Raw genomic sequence first — 19,910 nt, 5'->3', positions numbered from 1 at the left:
TTATAATTGCGAGATTCCATGTGGCCATTAAAAAACAATTATAAACACATGAAATCGAGCATGACGCAGGCGACGCACGGAGGGATGATTATAATTGCGAGATTCCATGTGGCCATTAAAAAACAATTATAAACACATGAAATTACCTATGGAAAGCCTAACTTCACGTCAATTAATTCATTCGCAACTGACCAAATAAGTTAAGAAGCTTTAAACAAAGCACTCAAACATATGGGCGATTTTTTAAATCCGGACAAGGAATTTTTGAACCAATTAAACAGCAAGGTTGAACAGAATTTTGCTCGGGAGGAATTTGGCGTTTCCGAACTTGCGGAGGCCATGAATATGAGCAGGTCTAACCTGCTTAGAAAAGTCAAGAAAGCCACCAATATCTCCGTTAGCCAACTAATCAGTCAGGCCAGACTACAGCGGGGGATGGAATTACTGAAAACCACATCGCTTAACGTTTCAGAAGTGTCCCATCAGGTGGGGTTTAATAGCACCTCTTATTTTATCAAATGTTTCAGGGAACATTATGGCTATCCTCCGGGGGAAGTTGGTAAAAGGACAATAAATGATTTGCCGGAATTAAATACTGAATTTATTAACAAAAAGCAGATACCATGGGCAATGTTTGCTTTAACTGTAGGTATTTTGATAATGGCCGGGTTGGTGTGGTGGCAATGGCCCAAGGAAAATATTATGGAATCCGAAAAATCCATTTTAGTCCTACCCTTCAAAAACGACAGTGCGGACTCCAGCAATGTCTATCTTATCAATGGCCTGATGGAAGCCACACTCAATAACCTTCAGAAAATCAAAAACCTAAAAGTACTCAGCCGGACTTCTGCCGAAAAGTACAGAAATAGTAGCAAGTCTATTCCGGAAATTGCCGAAGAACTCAATGTCAATTATTTTGTTGAGGGAAGCGGACAAAAAATGGGCGACAAGATCGTGCTGAATATACAGCTCGTTGATGGGGCTACAGACAGACACCTGTGGAGCAAACAGTATCGAAGGGAGGCAGACGATATTTTTGATTTGCAGCAAGAAATTTCAAAGGACATCGTAGCCGAGATACAGGTATTTATTTCCCCCGAAGAAATACAGCGAATAGAAAAAATCCCCACGACAAATGCTGAGGCTTATGATTTGTTTCTAAAGGGAGTCGGACTTCTAAATACACGCAATGATGACAATCACCGAAAGTCATTGGAATTTTTCCAGCAGGCAATCGACTTGGATCCCGATTTTGCGCTTGCGTATGCCTGTAGCTCAATGGCATATTATTACCTGGATTATTTCAGAACGGAGAAGCAATACCTGGATGAGCTTGGTAGTAATGCGGACAAAGCATTTTTATATGATCCCAAATTAGGTGAAAGTCATACCGCCAAAGCCATGTATTACATGCAAAAAACGGAATATTCCGAAGCATTGCCTTATTTGGAAAAAGGGCTGGAATATAATCCAAACTCAACGCAGATACTTGGTATGTTGGCGGACTATTACGGCAATTACATGCCAAATACTGGAAAATACCTTGAATATGCCTTGAAAGGGCTACGCTTAGATACAGGGTCAGGAGATTCTGTCACCACCAGCTTTTCCTACTTAAGACTGGGCAACGCGCTGATTCAAGCCGGATTCATTGACAAGTCTTTGGAATACCTTGACAAATCCCTTGAGCTCTATCCTGCCAATCCTTTCTCCAACTACGTCCGTGCGTTTGTCCTACACGCCAATGACAAAGACCTCCATCAGACCCGTGAACTCTTAAAGGTTGAATTCGAAAAAGACACCTTTAGGTTTGATATTTTGCAGGACTTGGGCAAAGTTAGCTATTACCTAAGAGAATATGAAGATGCCCACCAATATTACGAACGATTTATTCGGCTTCGTGAAACCCTCGGGTTGGATGTCTACATACATGAACACATGATCATAGGTATCGTCTATGAAAAAGTAGGGATGGAGCAAAAAGGCAAGGAATTTATCGAGAGTTGCAGAGATTTCTTTGAGAACAACGAGACCGTTTACCGGGAATTGGCGCTAGGAATGTATTATTTTCACATCGGGGAGACAGCAAAAGGCATGGATTACCTTAGACAGTTTTCAAAGGAGGACAATATCCAGTTTTGGATTATCCTTTTCCTCACGATGGATCCAATCCTGGACGACATCAAGCACCTTCCCGAATTCAAAAAAATCATGGACGAAATAGAATCCAAGTTTTGGCGAAATAACCGGAAAATTCAGGAAAGGCTGGAGGAGGAAGGGATTTGGTAGGTTTTGCTCATATTGGATAGAAAATAAGGTCTATGCGCCGGGCGCAAAGAGTTTCGCTGCTGGCGCAACGGAATCTGATTTTTATAATTGTGAGGTAATCTAGAAAATCTGAACAAAAATCCGAAAGAAGAATCCTCTATTTTTTCTACGCTAAACCGATTCCTCTTTACTTTTCACATGTCGATTTACTGCTTTTTTTTAAGTAAATTTCAAGCAACAAATCTTTGCTCCTATGAAAAATTTGCTGATCGTGTTCCTAGCCTTTACGTTACTATCCTGCGGAAAAGGTCAAGAAACCAAGTCCGTAGATGATAAAATTTTCCTCACGGAACGCAATTTAAGCGGTCCGGTATATATAGAAGGAGAATCAACCTGGACGATTGAAGAGCGGATGGCGCATTATGGAGTTCCGGGAGTAAGTATGGCAGTGATTTATGATGGGAAAATTGAATGGGCCAAAACTTATGGGATCATGAACAAAGAGGACAAAACTCCCGTTACCGGTGAGACTCTTTTTCAGGCAGGATCCATTAGTAAACCCGTAGCCGCATATGGTGCATTGACGCTTGTCCAACAAGGTAGAATCGGTTTGGAGGAAGATGTCAACACTTATTTGAAAAGCTGGAAATTGCCTGACAATGAATTTACCAAAGAAAAAAAGGTAACCCTCAAAAACCTTCTCAACCATTCCGGAGGTCTTACTGTCCATGGGTTTTTGGGATATAGTCCAGACCTGCCCGTACCGACTCTGGTGGAAGTGTTGAATGGTACGTCCCCAGCCAATTCAGGGGCGATTTTTGTTGACAAAAAACCGGAGGAAGGTTTTCGGTATTCGGGCGGAGGTTATACAGTCATGCAGCAAATGATGATGGACGTGGAAGGAAAGTCATTCCCCGAACTCATGGAAGAAGTAGTCCTTCAACCTTTGGGGATGGCCAGCAGCACCTATGAGCAGCCTCTTTATGGGGGAAAGCTGAAACTGGCAGCAACAGGCTATTTGCCGGATGGTACCATGACAAAAGGTAAAAGACATACTTACCCGGAAATGGCTGCCGCAGGACTATGGACAACAGCTGAGGATCTGGCCAAGTTCGCTGTCAATATCCAGCAAACCCTGAAAGGAAAATCTGAAGCTGTTTTAAATAAAGACATGACGACCCTGATGGTCACCCCTTTTGTAGAAGATTATACCGGACTCGGAGTTTTTATAACGAAGAAGAAAAACGAAGTTTATTTCGGTCACGGGGGATGGGATGAAGGGTTTTCCAGTGAACTGGTTGCGCATACAGACAACGGCTACGGAGTGGTCATCTTAACCAACTCCAACCACCCGGCATTTATCTCGGAGCTGATCAATTCAGTGGCGCTTACTTATGGTTGGGATGAGTACGTGTCGATGTATAAAAGAATGGAACTTGATATTGAACAGATAACCCAATTTAGTGGTCGTTATCGGATTGACGGCAACTGGTTACTTGACGTTTACGAAAAAGACACCCAGCTATATGTTAAAGGGCTGATGGGTGATCCCGAAGAGCTGGTAAAAATTACGGACAGCACCTTTATCAATAAAAACAACGATCAGCCAATACAGTTCAAAACAAACGAAACCGGCAAACCTATACTGTTAGTCCTGAATCCGGATAATGGCGCAATTGTTTCTACTTTTACCCAATTGGGCAGGGAAGAAAAAATTCCGATTGAACTGTTGTTGGATGGAGAATTTGACCTTGGTCTGAAGGAATACCAACAATTGAAAGAATTAGATCCTAAAGACCCCACTATTGTAGAAAGTAATCTTAACGATTTGGGCTATAGTTACTTGGCGAATGGCAAATTGGAGATGTCCCGGGACATCTTTAAAATCAACACCTTGCTCTATCCCAACAGCTCAAATGTATATGACAGTTATGCCGAGGCAAGTATGGAAATTGGGGATACAGATCTCGCCATAGAAAATTATAAAAAGTCTCTCAGTCTGGATCCGAAAAACACCAATGCAGAAAAAATGATTGCTGAATTGCAACAGAAGAGGGGGAATTAAAGCTACGTAAACGGCGCATCCCGTCACTCAAATTGAACATAGGTAACAATAAATTTATAATTTTCCATATCCATCGCTGTAGTAGAGAGTCCACAGGATGCATTTTGGGAGAAAATCTTGTCTAAAAGGGGATACATTGCTTGAGATATGGATTGAGATTTCAATGATATGTATCAAAAACCATCAATATCCTCGCTTAAAATAATTTATTATAATTTGCTATTTTTTTATTGTTTATCAATAATTATTTATTGACATTTGCTTATACAATCAAAACCCATAAGCAATGAAAACAACAAATTCGATCGTAATTAAAGTGTTGGAAGTTTTTTTTAGTTTAACATTCGTCGGACTTTGCATTAAGGCAAGTGTAATCTTGGTCTCTTTCATCGGTGGCCTGTTATTTAGCGCGGAAGCTGCCAATGAACTGTATTTTGGATACAATCTATCCGGCTTGTATTCGTTCAGCAAAATCCACTATATTTTTGCCGTATCGTTATTTATTGCACTTACCGGACTAAAGGCATTTATTGCTTATCTGATTGTAGAGTTTTTCCTGAAATTCAAACTTTCGAAGCCATTTAACAGGGAACTGACGGATATTTTTTTGTGGATCAGCCATGTTTCTTTGGGAACGGGTATACTTGCCATCATTGCAAACGGTTACTGCAAATGGATTTCGAAAAAAGGCATCGCTGTCCCAATCGATTGGAGTGCTAGTGAAATATTGTTTTTCGCCGGCGTGATTTACCTAATTGCCCTTGTCTTTGAGAAAGGAACTGATCTGCAATCCGAAAGTGATTTGACTGTTTAAGCCATGGCAATTGTTGTAAATCTGGATGTAGTAATGGCAAAGCGGAAAATGTCCCTCAATGAACTATCAGATAAAGTTGGTTTGACTTTATCGAATCTATCAATTCTAAAAACAGGTAAAGCAAAAGCAATACGTTTTAGTACGTTGGAAGCAATCTGTAAAGTATTGGACTGCCAACCTGGGGATATAATGGAGTATGTTATTGACAAAGAAGTACAAATTCCAGTCCGTCAATTATGAAAAAAATTTAAAATCTTCCATTTTTGGTGATTAATTGAGGTACTTACGTTGAATTATCAGCTCCTACTTAGCCGATAGAAAATGGTAGACTTCTTAAATAAACAAATTCATGACCAAAAAACGAATACTATTCACCGGCGGATCGGGAAAAGCGGGAAAGCATGTGATACCTTACTTACTCGACAAGGGACATCGGGTGATGAATGTAGACTTGGTTCCTTTAAATTATCCCGGTGTGGATAATTTATCGGCTGATATTACGGATTCGGGACAGATGTTTAATGCAATGAGCTCCTATGCCGGATTGGATGAGTTAGAAGCTGGTGGGGGCATACCAACATTCGATGCGATCGTGCATTTTGCGGCTGTACCTAGAATCTTGATTAAACCGGACAATGAAACGTTTCGGGTAAATACCATCGGTACCTATAATGTGATTGAAGCTGCCGTTAAGCTTGGTATTAAAAAGATTATCATTGCTTCGTCGGAGACCACCTATGGTATCTGTTTTTCGGATGGGCAAACTGATCCCAAGTCACTCCCCTTGGAGGAAGACTACGATGTGGATCCGATGGATAGCTATGGGTTGTCAAAGGTAGTAAATGAGAAAACTGCCCGTAGCTTTCAGAAGCGGTCGGGAGTTGATATTTATGCCTTGCGAATCGGAAATGTGATAGAACCGCACGAATATACGGAGCTGTTTCCCCATTATTTCCAACATCCTGAAGTTCGCCGTAGAAATGCATTCTGCTATATTGACGCTCGAGACTTGGGGCAGATTGTGGATCTATGTCTGGAAAAGGACGGCCTTGGTTACCAAGTGTTTAATGCCGGAAACGATCACAACGGAGCGATTATCCCCAGCAAGGAGTTGGCAGAACGGTTTTTCCCAGGAGTGCCAATTACCCGTGAATTGGAAGATCATGAAGCCTTGTTTTCAAACCGCAAAATCCGGGAGGTCTTGGGATTTGAAGAACAGCATAACTGGCGGAAGTATGTAAAGGGGGAGTGATCTTGAATTCTGGGTTAATTGTTACCGCATAGGCCCTAAAAGTTATAAAGTATACTAGCAACAGTTTAAATTTGCTAGAATATTATTTCCCGCAGATTGCGCAGTTCATCGCAGAAAAGAGAAGATTTATCCGCGAAAATCTGCGGGATCTGCGGGAGATTTTTGTTGCCCGCAAATACCGAAATTCTAACGAAACCAAACTACAAAGCCGCAATTGCCACAATCCTGATGCCCATAAAACAATCATCCTGACAATTGTCAGGAACAAAACCCGAAAGGGAAATCATCCCGTTATTATTTGCCTCAAAATGTGTCTGTCTATTTTCCCCTCTAACCAACCAATTAGAGGCAGACATGGCATAAACCTCGTCTAGTGTCATTATTTCTGCTGCCCCAGAGTTCTCGTGCGAACCCAGCGTCTCTCCTTCTTCCTGCCACTCCAATACATCTTCGAGCTTCCTGTCATATGCCTCCTCAAACTCGCCCGCAGTCATAGACATATTTGCAAGAATATCGTTCCTGGACACCTCATCCCACCCGGATGTAGGCTTCACTACATCATGAAATGCAGTATAGCTGAAAGTACGTCGGATTACCTGGCCCCCGTCTACAGCAATGACAGTATTCCAGGAAGTGCCTGTCCAGCTTCCTCCTGTTGTAGTATAGGTATAGGAATTATCTGAATCACTTTTAAAATCAAGCCAAGCATTTTGACTCCTTTCAAAACTGCTTTGGTGTTCTAAAAGATTGTCGTCACAGCTTCCCAAAATTAAGGTTATGACTAATACAAAAAGGTTAAATGTCTTTTTCATGTAATGTTGAGTTAAATAAAATTGATTGATTCCTGAAACCCTGACGAATCAGAAACATTTAATGCGACATGGTGGAGAAAAATAACTTTAAGTATTAGGTAAGGGACCCCAATTGCGCTAACAAGTTTGATTCCGGACAGACCTTAGAGGATTTTTTCCAATCCTCTAAGGTATTCCCGTTAATAGTAACATAAGGCACATAGTTTTTGATTATTGGTATTTGCTTCAAAACTCTATTGGTTTATTTTCGATCTACGAAGATTTCAAGGGTAAGCTCTTTTTAATTACTATCTCATAAATTTATTCACCTAGATTTTGGTTCAACGGCCATTTGGATCTTACCCTATTTAGGAAAGATTAAGAGCTATTCTCCAACAAAACTTTATTGACGAAATCCAGGGGCGTAGCCCTGAAATCTTAGTAGTAATAAAATGACACATAGATAAGAATGAGGGGCGTAGCGCTGAAATCTTTCCAACTCTGCCATTCAAAATAAAATTTAGCATCACAGTTAACATCGAATTTTTCGAAAAGCCTCAAAATTCCTTCACGGACTTTTAATTAGAGATTGTTAGGAGGAATCCGCTAGGGAATGAGTGTTCCTGATGTTTTCAGATGCAGGCAGATCTGGGTTATACAATGAATCGCTCTGCCTTGCGGTCCTTTCAGCCTGCGATTCTAGATGGAACACACAGAAAAAAGATACTATCAGTTTTCAAGTCGAAAGAGTGTTTTTTTGAAAAAATATTTCACGGAAAATTGCGGGAAATATTAGCCAAGATAGAAAGCCTATGGGTGAAAAGCTCAACAGTGAGAAAGAATTTACACAAAGTGAGTCCTTCCCGCTCCTTCTATTATCTATCAATTTAGAGCTATTGGATGCCATATAGGCTATATAGCCACTGGCAATAGATTTCCAATATGTTTTTTATTCCCAGGATGAAACGGAGCAGTTTTTGACTCCCTTTAAATTAACAAACCAAAATAAAAATCATTATGGCAGAAATAAAAATAGAAAAGAAAAGCCCTATATGGCCGTGGATACTTTTGATTGTGATCGTTGTTGGTATCCTAATTTACGTGTTTGCGTCTGATCGGGATGACGATCACCACAGAGACGGAAATAGGGATAATACCGAACAGCCTTTAAATGAAAGGAATAGGGAGAATTCCCCTCAGCGTTTGAATTCGCTACCGGATAATTCGAATAGCGAAGTGACCCTTTTAAGTCTTATAAAAGACGGTTCCGATCGGATCGGGCTAGGATAGGGTTTATTCCTTAAAGTACGCTTTAAAGTTAACGAGCGCCACCAATGCGGACTTATGAAACGATAGCAAAACTTCTTGCCGGTCCGCAGATTTGATGGAAAATATTAACAATAACTCACCAGAAATTTAGAACCATGTCAGAAAACAAAAAAAATCTTTATTACCTAGATGATCTTTCCGGATATAAAGTAGCCTCAGATTATAATGATGTCAGGGGGTGGGAAGTAAAAGACGCTGATAACCGCAGGATAGGTAAAGTTGACCGCTTATTGGCAAACAAAGAGACGAAGCGGGTGGTTTACTTGGATATAGAAGTAGACGAGTCTGTGATTGCGGATGGTCATGAGGTTTATGATAAACCCGCAAGTGATGGGGCCCATGAATTTTTAAATAAAGACGGGGAATCCCACCTGATCATTCCGATAGGAATGGTGAGATTGGATGAGCAGAATAAACACGTAATCTCAGATACTGTCGATTACAGCACATTTTCCAAAACGAAGCGGATAGGCAAAGGTGTGGAAATAGACAGAGACTATGAGGTGTCTGTATTGGGACAGTATTCTCCGGAACAGGCGGGTGATGAAGGTCACCAACAGGATGAAGGATTTTATGACCGTCAGGTATTTAAAAGACCCGAAGATAGAAGGTAAGCTGCGTCAATAAATTAAAGTTGAACCGGGAGGTGAATTATTCATTTCCCGGTTTTTTTTATTACTATCCATACTGACTTTTAGCGATTGTCCTTACTTTTATTCGAAAAAATATCCCAGATTGGGTATTTTGCACTTGATTCTTTAATAATTTTAAACATAATAATTTTCTTTCGCCCATTTTTTGATTAATCTCCCATCTTTTCCTCCCTTATCTTCATCATCACAATAATCGGATTATCCTCCCGGTCTACCTTGCCTATTCCGGGGATTTCTTCGGTCTTCTCTTTGAGTTGGTCTGCGGGTAAAAATACATCGACCAAATAGCCATCCTGATACACCTTATGGCTGATATTGAGGGAATAGGAACAAATATAAACCTTATCAGGGAAACCCGTTAGGTCATTTACAATGTCCCTGACATGAAATTTTCGGCTGCCCGACTTCAAATCGATATAGTGATGGACATGGGTTTTTGAGTTTTCCTTGTAATAGTAGGTAAAGGCAAGCATATCCGAATTATAGGTATTTAGGACAGGGAAATAGGCCAAGCCTTCAGCGCTTTCCTCTCCATACAGATAATCCATTTGTTCAACGGTACTTTTTAGGCCTACGGCCGAATCCATATTGTGCTCTCCGAAATCTACTGTCAAAAGCGGATACGCTTCCATATCTGAAAGTCTAAAAAAGGTATTGCTGTACATCAATGAAACGATTATCTCACCGTCATCCGTTGTGGTAAAACTCTCCGCAAATGGGCCGAAAAAACTTCCTCCGGTCACAATATTCTTTTTAAAAAGTGCCTTTTGCGTATTATTCTCACCAATAGCTATAATATCTGCATTCGTGATTTCATCATTTACGGTGTTTTCCTGCTGCTGTGCCGCAAAGTAATAAGTGTCCTTTCCCATTACCTTTCTGACAGCACTACCACTTGGAAAAAGAAATGGTTGCTTGACGATTGGTTCTAGCGTATGTACATCATAACTGATGGTTCTGGAATTGGCACCTCGATAATCAAATACCGTAATAGTAGTCTCCTCTTCATCGACCATCACATGTTGCATCCACATATATTCATCGGGTCCCTCTCCGCGCCTGTCCAATTTGGTGACAAATTTACCTGTCTTGTCAAATATGAAAACTATCTTTTGCTCCATATCAACGGCATAGATAAAGGCGTCTCTTATGATAATGTCTGAAACCCGGACCATCATACTTTCATCGCTGGTCTCAAGTGCGATGTACGCTATAGAATCTACGAAAGTCGACAGTGGAAGCGAGGATTCAGCTTCTTTAGGATTTAACGATAAAATACGGTCCACCTGTGATTCGGTGTTTTTTGTGCACCCGGGCAACAAAACCAGAAAAAATGAAATATATGCTACATGGATCACCTTGTTCATGATAGGTAGTTTTATTTGTTTGTCACAGCAGCATGGCTGGAGATCAGGAATTTTTTGCCAGTGGCTACCTCCATGCATAACACCCGGGTTCTGCGGCTTTCCAACTTTTGAAATACCCGCTGTTTTAATTCGAATTTTTCACCCAGCTTTACATCACTCAACAACGTTTTCAGCCGGTCTGGATCTTGGGTGTCATACTTCCTCAACTCCTTCATCAAAAACAAATCCGCCCCTGAGCTGGCCTTGGGATTTAGCATATGTCGCCGAAGGGGTATAAGGATATCCACTGGAAAAACAGACTTATCGTCTATCATAGGAAACATCAATTCCTGAAAGATCCTCTTCCATTCTAGGCCGTGAGGCATACAGCGGATGGAGTGCGCCGCGTAAACACGGTGATGTGCCACTTCGTGGATATAAGTGATTAGAAACTGATAAGGATTTAAATCATGGTTGATGGTGATTTTCTGTAGTGGCTGATCCCCGCGAAACCTGAAATCACCCAGCTTGGAACTGCGTGAACGGGAAATAACAAAGTGAAAGGGCTTTTGTTCCCAAAGGGAAAAACAATAATCCAACGCTGCATCCGGTACTCGTCCCTGAATATTCCGGATCCATTCCTCTTTTTTCATGCGATTAGTCCTTTATTCATGTTCGATAATCTCAGTTTTACCGATCTCGATTAACTTGCTTCGGGAAATCAGGTGAATTATTGTTATTAGGTTTTCTTCAAATATTTTTATTAATTCCCTATTCACAATATTACCGGTCTTTACACTTATCAACTTTCGAGGTTCAGATTTTAGCAATAATGACTCAAGAAAGTCGATATCTTTACTAATCACAATTCTACCTTCTTCGTTGCTAGATTTGCTATTTAACTATCTTTTGTCCTGTTTTTATTCGGCAACTCTATCGTATGAATAGATCGTATCCCCTCTGATTTAGAAAGTCCAAAAGCGATTTTGGCAATTGAACATCAACTAAAAACTTCACTGTGTTATACTATGTATGCTTTTTACTTGGACTAATTTTGATGCATAAGCCAAACAAGCCAAAAAATCTTCCCGTTCCAGATCAGGATAATCTGCCAACAGCTCATCAATGGACATGCCTGCTGCCATTAACTCCAACACATTCTCGACGGGATATCGTAACCCTCTAATGGTAGGTTTCCCATGACAGATCTCTGAGTCTAACGTAATTCTATTTATTAAATTTTCCATTCTAAAGTGCTCATAGTTCAAATTTAAACATAAATTCGAACGCTGAAATAAATATGTTCAGTTTTACCTATTTTCATTCATTTTGAATGGCCATAAACTATTAGTGTCACAATTGTAATTCCTAATCCTTGGGCCATTCCAGTAATGGCCCCAAATACCAGCGGCCTTTTCATGGTCGGAATTACTGCTGTGGTAAATATAATTGAAGTCGCAAAACCAATTCCCGTTAACAATCCAAGTGTTAACGCATCCACGAATGAATCAGTGTGTGTCATTTTAAGCAAAACGGAAATTACAACTGTAGTGACAAAACAGGAAATTAATGGAACGACGTAATAGATGTTTTTTTCCGTCCAATCCGGAGGTCTTTCAAAACCCATTGCCTTTTCCCATTGTTTGCCGAAAAGAAATGGCCTATGCCATACACCGCAAAAAGCGCAATAGACAACGGTCCCAATGCCAACTGCTAACCAATTAATCTCAAATATCATTGCTTTGTAATTATTTGCCGGACTTCATCGCTTTTACTTTTTTAACCGCAGTGTCGGCTAAATATTTTTGGTATGCTTCTGTTTCCATACCAACAAGTGCGACTCTTCCTTCACTGTCACTATGAACCCCAAAACCGTAGGTTTTCGTCAACGGCGACGCACGGAAGCAGGGTTGACCTTTGGAAAAGAACGCCTCCTGGGCTTGCTTGTAGGCTGGTTTTGCCAAATTGTTCCGTTCTGCATACACCTGAAAAAAGATGTCATCAGAGGTGTATTTATAGGGGCTATCAGCAAGCAGTTCGTACTGCATTTCAGCAACGGTTTTTTTATCTTTTGATGGTGGTCTTGTTCCTCGGACAGCTTTTGTGTCTTCGGCCACCTCTATAAAGGTATCGAAATAAATAGTAGAATGTGCTTTCATTATCAGTATATCAACAGTTTCAAATCATTTTTAACCTGGTTAATAAATCCCCTGTTTCACATTAAAATTATTCATGCCGATTATTTAAAAAGCCCACAATTAGGAACAAAATCAGCACCTAATCCTTTTCGTTACCTGTATCCTAATTCCAAATTTCATTTTTTTCAGTCAGAATTATCGGCTTATCGTTGGTGACCACGATCGTATGCTCGTGCTGCGCCATAAAGCCTCCTTTATTGCCTACCATCGTCCATCCGTCATTTAGTGTTACCGCATAGGAGGAGTCCGTTGAAATAAATGTTTCAATAGCCACTATGCTGTTTTTTCTAAATCTGGTATGATTGAATTTGTCTTTGAAATTTGCTATTTCTGATGGTTCTTCATGGAGGCTTCTGCCAATCCCGTGTCCAGTAAGATTTTTGATTACTTTATAGCCCCGTTTTTTCGCCTCTGTTTCAATTAGGTATCCTATGTCAGAAATCTTCACTCCGCCTCTAATGTTATTTATGGCTTTTTGTAGAATATTTTTTGAGGAATCGACTAGCATTTGATGCCCGTTTAAATCCTCACCAAGCACGAAAGACTCGCCATTGTCAGACCAGAAACCGTCTAACTCAGCTGAAACGTCAATATTAATTAAGTCGCCTTCCTTTAGAATTTTCTTTATTGAGGGAATTCCGTGGCAAAATTCATTCCCGACACTTATACAGGTCCATCCGGGGAACTTATAGGTCATAAAGGGTGCCGAATTTGCCCCGAAACTTTTGATAATATTAGCTCCGAAATCATCAAGTTCCTTGGTAGTCAGGCCGGGCCGTGCATAAGTTTTCATTTCCCTTAAGGTATAAGCGACAACGTCACTTACCTTTTTCATTCCGATCAACTCTGATTCTTTTGTTATAGACATAAGTTTCGTGACGTCAATAATTAGATTAAAATGACTGGTCAAAAGTTTTCATTTACCTAATTGGTAAGCAATTGAAGCTTTTAAAGCAGATACCAGCGGATATACAATAGGCTCACCCACCAACAATCCCGCAGTGCCGATGTAAAGCATTTGGCACCCCAGTTCGCTGTTGAGAAGAAAACTGGGATGGTTTATTTTGGATCGGTAAAAATAGAAAAAAGGATTACTTAGTCCAATTGAGGTCGTCTTCAACCTTAATTTTCGGTAATCTTTTCGACAATTTGATCCTTTACTTTTTTGGGGAGAATATCGTTTGGGTTCCCTTCTGTGTTTACCCACTTATTGATGGCTTTCTCTATAGTTTTGCTTTGGTGCTGGTATAGGTTGCATACCAGGCATAATTTTACATGAAAATAAAGTCGAAACCGTTCTACCACAGAAAGCCGATGCACAGATTTTTTCTCTATTAGAAAGGTAGCTTCTTTACAGGAAAGAAGCATTTTGGTCATCACTTTTTCTACGTTCATTTATGCGAGGTCAGTTAGCGCCAAACCAATTAATCTCCAGACATTTTTTCAGAAGAAGTTTGGCCCGGTGTAATACCTGCCAATAATTAGTCTTACTGATTTCCAGTTCCTGACAGATTTCCAATGTTTCTTTGTCAAAAATATATTTGGAGATGACGGCCAAGCGCCATCTCGGGGGTAGGTCATCCATGCACACATTCATTACATCGTTGAAGGCAGGGTCATCTAGCAAATTGGTTTCATGAGACCAAGCTTCCTCCAACCCATTTGATTTCCAATTTCCATTGGCGTTAAAAAGGCTATCGGTAAACTGATGTACCTGATCCTCTAAAGGCAAGGTTTTCTTGGCCGATTTTCTGTAATGATCAACGATTTTATTGTTCAAAATCTGTAGCAACCAAGTTTTTGGCGTACTTTCCTGTTTGAACCCATCAAAGTTTTTTACAGCAGCAAGAAAAACTTCCTGAACCAAGTCCTCCGCAGTTTCCCTGCTTCCGGTCTTATGGTAAGCCCATCCATACAAATAATCCCCATGGATATGTACCCAATGTTTTATAACTTCCTTGTTAGTGGTATTGCTTAAGTCACTCATTTTTAATACAACCTAGATCAATAAAGAACAACAGTGAAAAAATAGGTATTTTATTTTGTAAAAAAAACAGTAATTCCAAAACCAGGCTGAAAATCCCGTCTATATTATTTTTTGACGCCTTATATAATTTTTGTCTCTAAAGAAACTCCGGACAGAATGCTAGGGTCTGTCTGGAGTTCCCTTTGATTTTGTTACAGTTTTAATTCAATGGAGCAGCTTCCGGTAAATCTATGGGCACCTTGGTTACATTATGTAACATATTGGTGATGGATTTTTCTGTGATCCATTGATAAAACCATTTTTCTCTTTCGATACGTTGTTCCGGTGTATACAAGGTGGGAGAGGACCAAATATTCGGTTTTTTCTTGTCAAGTTTACTCAGGAACGGATCGGACCCATTCCACTTTAATTCATAGAAAGTATTCGTTTTCATCATTAGAAGGGTAAACGGTTCTACCTTCCCGAAATCGAAATTTTCCAAAAATCCTTCCAACTCCTCGTGCTGTAGGGATTCCAAAATCACAATCCCCCTACTAACCACTTGGGTGGATTTTTTTTCATGTTTTTCAAACGCTCCGTTTAGCAGGCAGGCAACAGTTTCATCATTGCATCCGGCAATCCAAGTGCCTCCGGAGCGAACATCCTTCGGGTAAATTATTTTCTTGCCGGCATGTAAGTAACTACCTGGTGGAAGTGTTTCCCGCAAATGGTATTCGTCCCTACTTGACGTCACCAAATAGCCATGGGCCAACGGAATATACGATACAGTACACATTTAAAGATTTGTTGTTCAATTGGTGATCAGTTAGGGAAATAGTCGGTTATTTCCTTGTTTCCTAACACTCCGAATTGCTTTTTTACCCAAAGATGAGGTTATTGCGAGAATCAAAAAAGATCAAAAATGGTGGTTCGATGTATAATTTTCCTATTGATTATGGCCGGGACAGAATTAAACGCACAGGAATATTTTAGGGCGCAATATGAAGCAGTCTGGCAACGGCACCTGAAGTATTCAAAAGCAGTGGCCGAATCCATGCCTGAAGTGTATTACGATTTTAGCCCTACGGAAGAGGCGATGTCTTTTCAGGGGCAATTGCTTCACGTGGTGGACAATATTAGCATGCTAACCGTACGCATTACCGGTGATAGTAAGGACTTTTACCGTAAAGAGGATGTTACAGCCTTTAAAAAAGCGGATGTACTGGATATTCTGAATCGGGCCAATGCTTATGTGCTGGATTTGATACAAAATGCTTCCGATTCCCTGTTAAATGAGGAGATTGATTTCAGGGGTGTTTCAATGAGCAAGGAAAATATTTTTTACCTGCTGCGCGACCATCAGGCTCACCACCGAGCGCAATGCTTGGTATACCTTCGGATAAAGGGAATACCGGCTCCCGGCTATGTTGGTTGGTAGACGCCCGCTGAAAAATTACTTTTTGGGCAACATATGGCTGTTTATATGAAATTTTTGCCTGGAATGGTGTGTTATTAGTCCATGAATGGATCCTTTACACGATTAATTCCTATAATAAAATGTGGGGCATGTGGCTATATAAAGGAGAAAAGGTACACTGAATATTTTTTATTTACCTAATCATCCCGGCTCTAAACTTTCCAGCAAAGTGGGTATTAATTCGCTTACTGTTGGGTGCGGGAATACCCCATCCCGAATCACGGTGTAGGAGAGTCCACCATACATCACATTGAGAATACTGCTGATGATTTCATCACCTCCGACTCCCAGAACGGTAGCTCCAAGAATTTTCTCCGTTTTCTTATCTACAATCACCCGGATAAACCCGTCCGTTTCTCCCTTCTCTTTTGCCCTGGCGATGCGTTTCATGTCCCGGTACCCGACCAAAATGTCTAGGTTTTGATCTTTTGCCTCTTTTAGGGTGATTCCGGCGCGACCCAATGGAGGATCTACAAATAAGCCATAGGTTAGAATACGGTCACTTACTTTTCGGCTTCCCTGTTCAAACAAGTTGGCATTAATGATTTCGAAATCGTTGTAAGCGGTATGTGTAAATGCACCCTTCCCATTGCAATCGCCCAGTGCATAGACACCGCCAACATTCGTTTCCAGCCTATCGGTTACCTGTATGTATCCTCTTTCGTCTGTTTTGATACCTGCAGTCTCAAGTTGAAGCAGGTCTGTATTGGGAGTCCGGCCCACCGCTACCAGCACATGCGATCCAAGGATTTCGGGAGCACCCTTTTCGCAGGTTACTGAAACAAGCAATTGGCCGTCCTTTTCTTCCCGTGCGCCAATGCAGGTCGCATTTGACCGAAATTCAACACCTTCCCGCTCCATCACCCGCTGTATTTCCATGGAGACGTCTTCATCCTCGCTGGAAATGATTCGGTCTGATTTTTCTATGATGGTCACTTTGCTTCCAAAACGCCTGAACATTTGTCCAAATTCCAGACCAATATAGCTTCCACCAATGATGATTAAATGCTCCGGCAAATGCTCCAATTCCAGTATGCTTTGGTTGGTAAGGTAATTGACTCCTTTCAAACCTTCCGGGATAAAAGGCCTCGCACCTACGTTGATAAAAATGTGTTCGGCCGACAATTCTTCACCATTCACGTCAACGGTATGCGTGTCGGTAAATTTGGCTATGCCTTTGATTAATGTGATGTGCTTGTTTTTTTCAATCCCGTCAGCCATCCCGTCAACCGATTTTTTAATCAGTTCATCTTTTCTTTGCTTTACCTTTCCAAGGTTCAGGGTAGTTCCTTTGGGAATGGATACGCCCAACACTTCCCCATTGAGGGCATCAAACATGCGGCGGGCACTAGCCACATAAGTTTTGGTAGGCGTGCATCCTACGTTTAGACAAGTACCACCCAGATGTTCTTTTTCAATAAGTGCCACTTTTTTACCCTTTGCAGCCAATTTAAAAGCCAATGGGTTGCCCGCTTGTCCGGATCCGATAATAATTGCGTCAAATTTCATAATCGCTCGTTCTTTTCAACTGATAAAATATTAGTTTAAATCAAGAAGGCAAAGGAAAAAATAATGCCAGACATTTAGATTCTTTGCCTCAACACATAATTGTCTCTTTGAAGCAATGCATTTCTTACTAGGTATTGGGCAGGTTGACAGCATTCAGCAAACCAACAATCACCACGGTTTTTAATGATTTGGAGAGAAACGGTATTATCTGTTATAGTAGAAACAGGATTTTGGTGAAGGATATTGAAAGGCTTTAACCAAATACGTAATTCGAAAATCCCTCCCGGAATTCAATCAGCTAGATAAAAACTCCCTTCCAAGGATGCTATTTCAAAGGTTTTATGCATGGCATGTACTTAAAAACCGAACCCCACTGTTAGACCAATGATTAAGTCGATACTCTATACCAAGCCAAAGCCCATTTTTATGAACGCTATGTTCATAAGTAAAGACGAGGTTTTCGGAAGTCAGTCCCAAGACATTTAGTTCCATCCTATTTTTTTAGGAAGTGGTGTCTTGCGCAAAAGTAGAAAGCCAAGCAAGTTGAAGTGCAATTAACGATATAAATGTTAGTATGTGGTTTCGCTGCACGGGAATGGATTACAGTTTAAGAGGACTTTGGATTATGTTGCCTTCGGAATTTTATTGTGGATGGTGCAACGCCAAATTCCTGATCAATTAAATTGGACAACCCTTGCTCAAACAGTCCGATTTTAATAAGTGCCTGATGATGGATGCTATGTTCAAGGCAATAGGCAAGTTCTCGTTGAAAAGAGGAGGGAATGGAACAGACTTTGTCATTTGACGCTGCATAGGCGGCAACGAGGGAAACCTCTCCAAGAATTTTGTCCTCTTGTAGCCAGTTTATAAGTTGTAAAAGTACGTTAACAGCTTCTGTGGGATCCTTTTCGAGCGGCATTGCTCTCTTCCGCTGATCGTAGTTTACGGATTCACGATCCTTAAAAGCCTGAGACAAACAGGTGTAAAATTCAACAATGTGCCGGATATGTTGACCTATAGAAGCTCCTGACAGGTAATAGGATGGATGTTGGTACTGATCCGGACTTAATTTTTCAAGGAGAGAGGCGATACTTTCAAGGTTTTCCTGACATTCAGTCTGCATGGATCTAGGGGTTAAAGGTTTCATATACGCTAAGATTGGCCAATTCATTAAAGCCCCTAACAGATACTTACGTAACGTTGGGTTTCCAGAACGAGCCTCCATCTATTTTAAGGTAAACATGGTCGATTTTAAAATTTCATGAAAAGAGTCGATCAGCAATAAGAATCCTGACAGAAAATTTCGGAAAAATTATTTTTTGATCCTCCACGATTTATAGTGTTTCCACGCCGTGCTGAAAGAAGCTGGTCTAAAACCCCTTTTTTCATTTTCCATACTGATTGTATAGATAATTTCCCAATGACGTAATAGCGTGCGAACTCCCGTCCAAAATTTTGCTTTTGGATCATAAATATGTGCCGGCTCGGCATTGACACCGTTGACCTCAAGGATTTTTATACCCGAACCTTTTTTAAAATCCTCCTCAGAGGGAGCCCTTAGATCAAATCTCCCATAGTGGAAGTGAGGAATGTGGGAACTTAAGGTATCAAAAAAATATACTAACTCCGGATTGTGCAGGTAACTGCCATCCACAAATTCAGTACCCCGGTTATGGTTGCCGATGGGTTCCAGAATTTTTATTTTTCCATAAGGTAAAACCTCGTCCGGATTGATGTCACTTCTTTGAAGCAAATTAGTCGCTACCATTCGTGCACGGGGTATTTGAAAAATAAGATCTCTAGTTGACGAGTAGCCATCTCCTGTAACTTTGAGGAACGACTTTACTACTAGTGAAGGAATGAATCCGGAAGCTTGGCCCGGAATCCGATAGTAAAAAAGCCCTGCCTCAAATGGGGTATCTATATACTCCTGTATCAAGAAGTCACCTTTAGCTTTGTCGGTGTACTTTGTCAATTCACTTTTATCCTTTACCAGTGATACTCCAACTCCACGTTCTCCCCGATCCGGTTTGGCGATCAGTGGGAAATCCAAATTCGAATCCAATATTCGGGCAAGAATCAAAGGAAAGGGAGTGTTTTTATGAACATAGATTGTCTTGGGCGTAAATTCGCGGGGAATTCTTTTTAGTTGTTTGTGTTTGCTGCAATTATACAAGCCTCCCATCTCCATTTTCGGATTTGCCATGGAAAAGAAAAAAAAATTTCTGGCTTTTAGGGATAG

General features: G+C 40.7%; 21 protein-coding genes and 1 pseudogene. 8 read left to right on the top strand and 14 right to left on the bottom strand.

Annotation, left to right across the window (positions count from 1 at the left end; translation table 11 throughout):
• Window positions 1-231 precede the first annotated feature (231 nt).
• The 5 genes from FQ608_RS26550 (at window position 232) to FQ608_RS26530 (ending at window position 6,399) form a co-directional block, all read left to right on the top strand.
• A complete protein-coding gene (locus FQ608_RS26550) occupies window positions 232-2,289 on the top strand; it encodes a helix-turn-helix domain-containing protein (protein ID WP_158861544.1) in 2,058 nt (685 codons plus the stop codon).
• Window positions 2,290-2,521: 232 nt separating this feature from the next.
• Window positions 2,522-4,333 carry a serine hydrolase domain-containing protein gene (locus FQ608_RS26545; protein ID WP_158861543.1) on the top strand — a complete coding sequence of 604 codons (1,812 nt, stop codon included), beginning with the start codon at window positions 2,522-2,524 and terminating at the stop codon, window positions 4,331-4,333.
• 286 nt (window positions 4,334-4,619) lie between these two features.
• Complete coding sequence (locus FQ608_RS26540) at window positions 4,620-5,147, top strand: DUF2975 domain-containing protein (RefSeq protein ID WP_158861542.1); 528 nt, start codon at window positions 4,620-4,622, stop codon at window positions 5,145-5,147.
• A gap of 3 nt (window positions 5,148-5,150) precedes the next feature.
• Window positions 5,151-5,387 (top strand): helix-turn-helix domain-containing protein, encoded by a 237-nt coding sequence (locus tag FQ608_RS26535; protein WP_158861541.1) that lies wholly within the window; start codon window positions 5,151-5,153, stop codon window positions 5,385-5,387.
• Window positions 5,388-5,496: 109 nt separating this feature from the next.
• Window positions 5,497-6,399, top strand: coding sequence for an NAD-dependent epimerase/dehydratase family protein (locus FQ608_RS26530; protein WP_158861540.1), 903 nt, complete (start codon window positions 5,497-5,499; stop codon window positions 6,397-6,399).
• A 200-nt stretch (window positions 6,400-6,599) separates the two neighbouring features.
• On the opposite strand, the gene FQ608_RS26525 is transcribed toward FQ608_RS26530, so the two are convergent.
• Complete coding sequence (locus FQ608_RS26525) at window positions 6,600-7,211, bottom strand: hypothetical protein (RefSeq protein WP_158861539.1); 612 nt, start codon at window positions 7,209-7,211, stop codon at window positions 6,600-6,602.
• A gap of 996 nt (window positions 7,212-8,207) precedes the next feature.
• Here FQ608_RS26525 and FQ608_RS26520 point away from each other — a divergent pair.
• Window positions 8,208-8,480, top strand: a complete 273-nt coding sequence (locus tag FQ608_RS26520; RefSeq protein WP_158861538.1) for a hypothetical protein — start codon at window positions 8,208-8,210, stop codon at window positions 8,478-8,480.
• Between the two features lie 134 nt (window positions 8,481-8,614).
• The gene (locus FQ608_RS26515; protein WP_158861537.1) at window positions 8,615-9,133 is read left to right on the top strand and encodes a PRC-barrel domain-containing protein; all 519 of its coding nucleotides are present in this window, start codon (window positions 8,615-8,617) and stop codon (window positions 9,131-9,133) included.
• A gap of 188 nt (window positions 9,134-9,321) precedes the next feature.
• Here FQ608_RS26515 and FQ608_RS26510 read toward each other — a convergent pair whose 3' ends face one another.
• The 10 genes and pseudogenes from FQ608_RS26510 to FQ608_RS26470 form a co-directional block, all read right to left on the bottom strand.
• The gene (locus FQ608_RS26510) at window positions 9,322-10,539 is read right to left on the bottom strand and encodes a 6-bladed beta-propeller (protein WP_158861536.1); all 1,218 of its coding nucleotides are present in this window, start codon (window positions 10,537-10,539) and stop codon (window positions 9,322-9,324) included.
• A gap of 11 nt (window positions 10,540-10,550) precedes the next feature.
• On the bottom strand, window positions 10,551-11,171 hold the full coding sequence (locus FQ608_RS26505; protein ID WP_158861535.1) for a transcription elongation protein SprT: 621 nt from the start codon (window positions 11,169-11,171) through the stop codon (window positions 10,551-10,553).
• A 12-nt stretch (window positions 11,172-11,183) separates the two neighbouring features.
• Window positions 11,184-11,393 (bottom strand): annotated as a pseudogene (locus FQ608_RS28185) (DUF5615 family PIN-like protein); the annotation flags it as partial.
• 138 nt (window positions 11,394-11,531) lie between these two features.
• Window positions 11,532-11,765, bottom strand: coding sequence for a DUF433 domain-containing protein (locus FQ608_RS26500; RefSeq protein ID WP_158861534.1), 234 nt, complete (start codon window positions 11,763-11,765; stop codon window positions 11,532-11,534).
• A 77-nt stretch (window positions 11,766-11,842) separates the two neighbouring features.
• Complete coding sequence (locus FQ608_RS26495; RefSeq protein WP_158861533.1) at window positions 11,843-12,256, bottom strand: DUF1761 domain-containing protein; 414 nt, start codon at window positions 12,254-12,256, stop codon at window positions 11,843-11,845.
• 10 nt (window positions 12,257-12,266) lie between these two features.
• Entirely contained in the window at window positions 12,267-12,677 is a 411-nt protein-coding gene (locus FQ608_RS26490; RefSeq protein WP_158861532.1) for a DUF6157 family protein, read from the bottom strand.
• Between the two features lie 142 nt (window positions 12,678-12,819).
• Window positions 12,820-13,584, bottom strand: coding sequence for a type I methionyl aminopeptidase (map, locus tag FQ608_RS26485; protein ID WP_158861531.1), 765 nt, complete (start codon window positions 13,582-13,584; stop codon window positions 12,820-12,822).
• Window positions 13,585-13,838: 254 nt separating this feature from the next.
• A complete protein-coding gene (locus FQ608_RS26480) occupies window positions 13,839-14,111 on the bottom strand; it encodes a hypothetical protein (protein ID WP_158861530.1) in 273 nt (90 codons plus the stop codon).
• A 10-nt stretch (window positions 14,112-14,121) separates the two neighbouring features.
• Window positions 14,122-14,703 (bottom strand): sigma-70 family RNA polymerase sigma factor, encoded by a 582-nt coding sequence (locus FQ608_RS26475; protein ID WP_158861529.1) that lies wholly within the window; start codon window positions 14,701-14,703, stop codon window positions 14,122-14,124.
• Between the two features lie 199 nt (window positions 14,704-14,902).
• Complete coding sequence (locus tag FQ608_RS26470) at window positions 14,903-15,478, bottom strand: NRDE family protein (RefSeq protein WP_158861528.1); 576 nt, start codon at window positions 15,476-15,478, stop codon at window positions 14,903-14,905.
• Between the two features lie 159 nt (window positions 15,479-15,637).
• Between FQ608_RS26470 and FQ608_RS26465 the strand changes: the two genes are divergently transcribed.
• On the top strand, window positions 15,638-16,120 hold the full coding sequence (locus FQ608_RS26465) for a DinB family protein (protein WP_158861527.1): 483 nt from the start codon (window positions 15,638-15,640) through the stop codon (window positions 16,118-16,120).
• Window positions 16,121-16,300: 180 nt separating this feature from the next.
• Here the strand turns inward: FQ608_RS26465 and FQ608_RS26460 are convergent, their stop codons facing one another.
• The 3 genes from FQ608_RS26460 to FQ608_RS26450 form a co-directional block, all read right to left on the bottom strand.
• Window positions 16,301-17,668 (bottom strand): FAD-containing oxidoreductase, encoded by a 1,368-nt coding sequence (locus tag FQ608_RS26460; protein ID WP_158861526.1) that lies wholly within the window; start codon window positions 17,666-17,668, stop codon window positions 16,301-16,303.
• A 607-nt stretch (window positions 17,669-18,275) separates the two neighbouring features.
• A complete protein-coding gene (locus tag FQ608_RS26455) occupies window positions 18,276-18,815 on the bottom strand; it encodes a DinB family protein (RefSeq protein ID WP_158861525.1) in 540 nt (179 codons plus the stop codon).
• Between the two features lie 165 nt (window positions 18,816-18,980).
• Window positions 18,981-19,874, bottom strand: a complete 894-nt coding sequence (locus tag FQ608_RS26450) for an ATP-grasp domain-containing protein (protein ID WP_158861524.1) — start codon at window positions 19,872-19,874, stop codon at window positions 18,981-18,983.
• Window positions 19,875-19,910 lie beyond the last annotated feature (36 nt).

It is taken from the genome of Lunatibacter salilacus (assembly GCF_009797935.1).
Classification (GTDB): Bacteria; Bacteroidota; Bacteroidia; order Cytophagales; family Cyclobacteriaceae; genus Lunatibacter; species Lunatibacter salilacus.
Note: the sequence above shows the minus strand (reverse complement) of the source record. Positions and strands in the feature narration are given on the sequence as shown.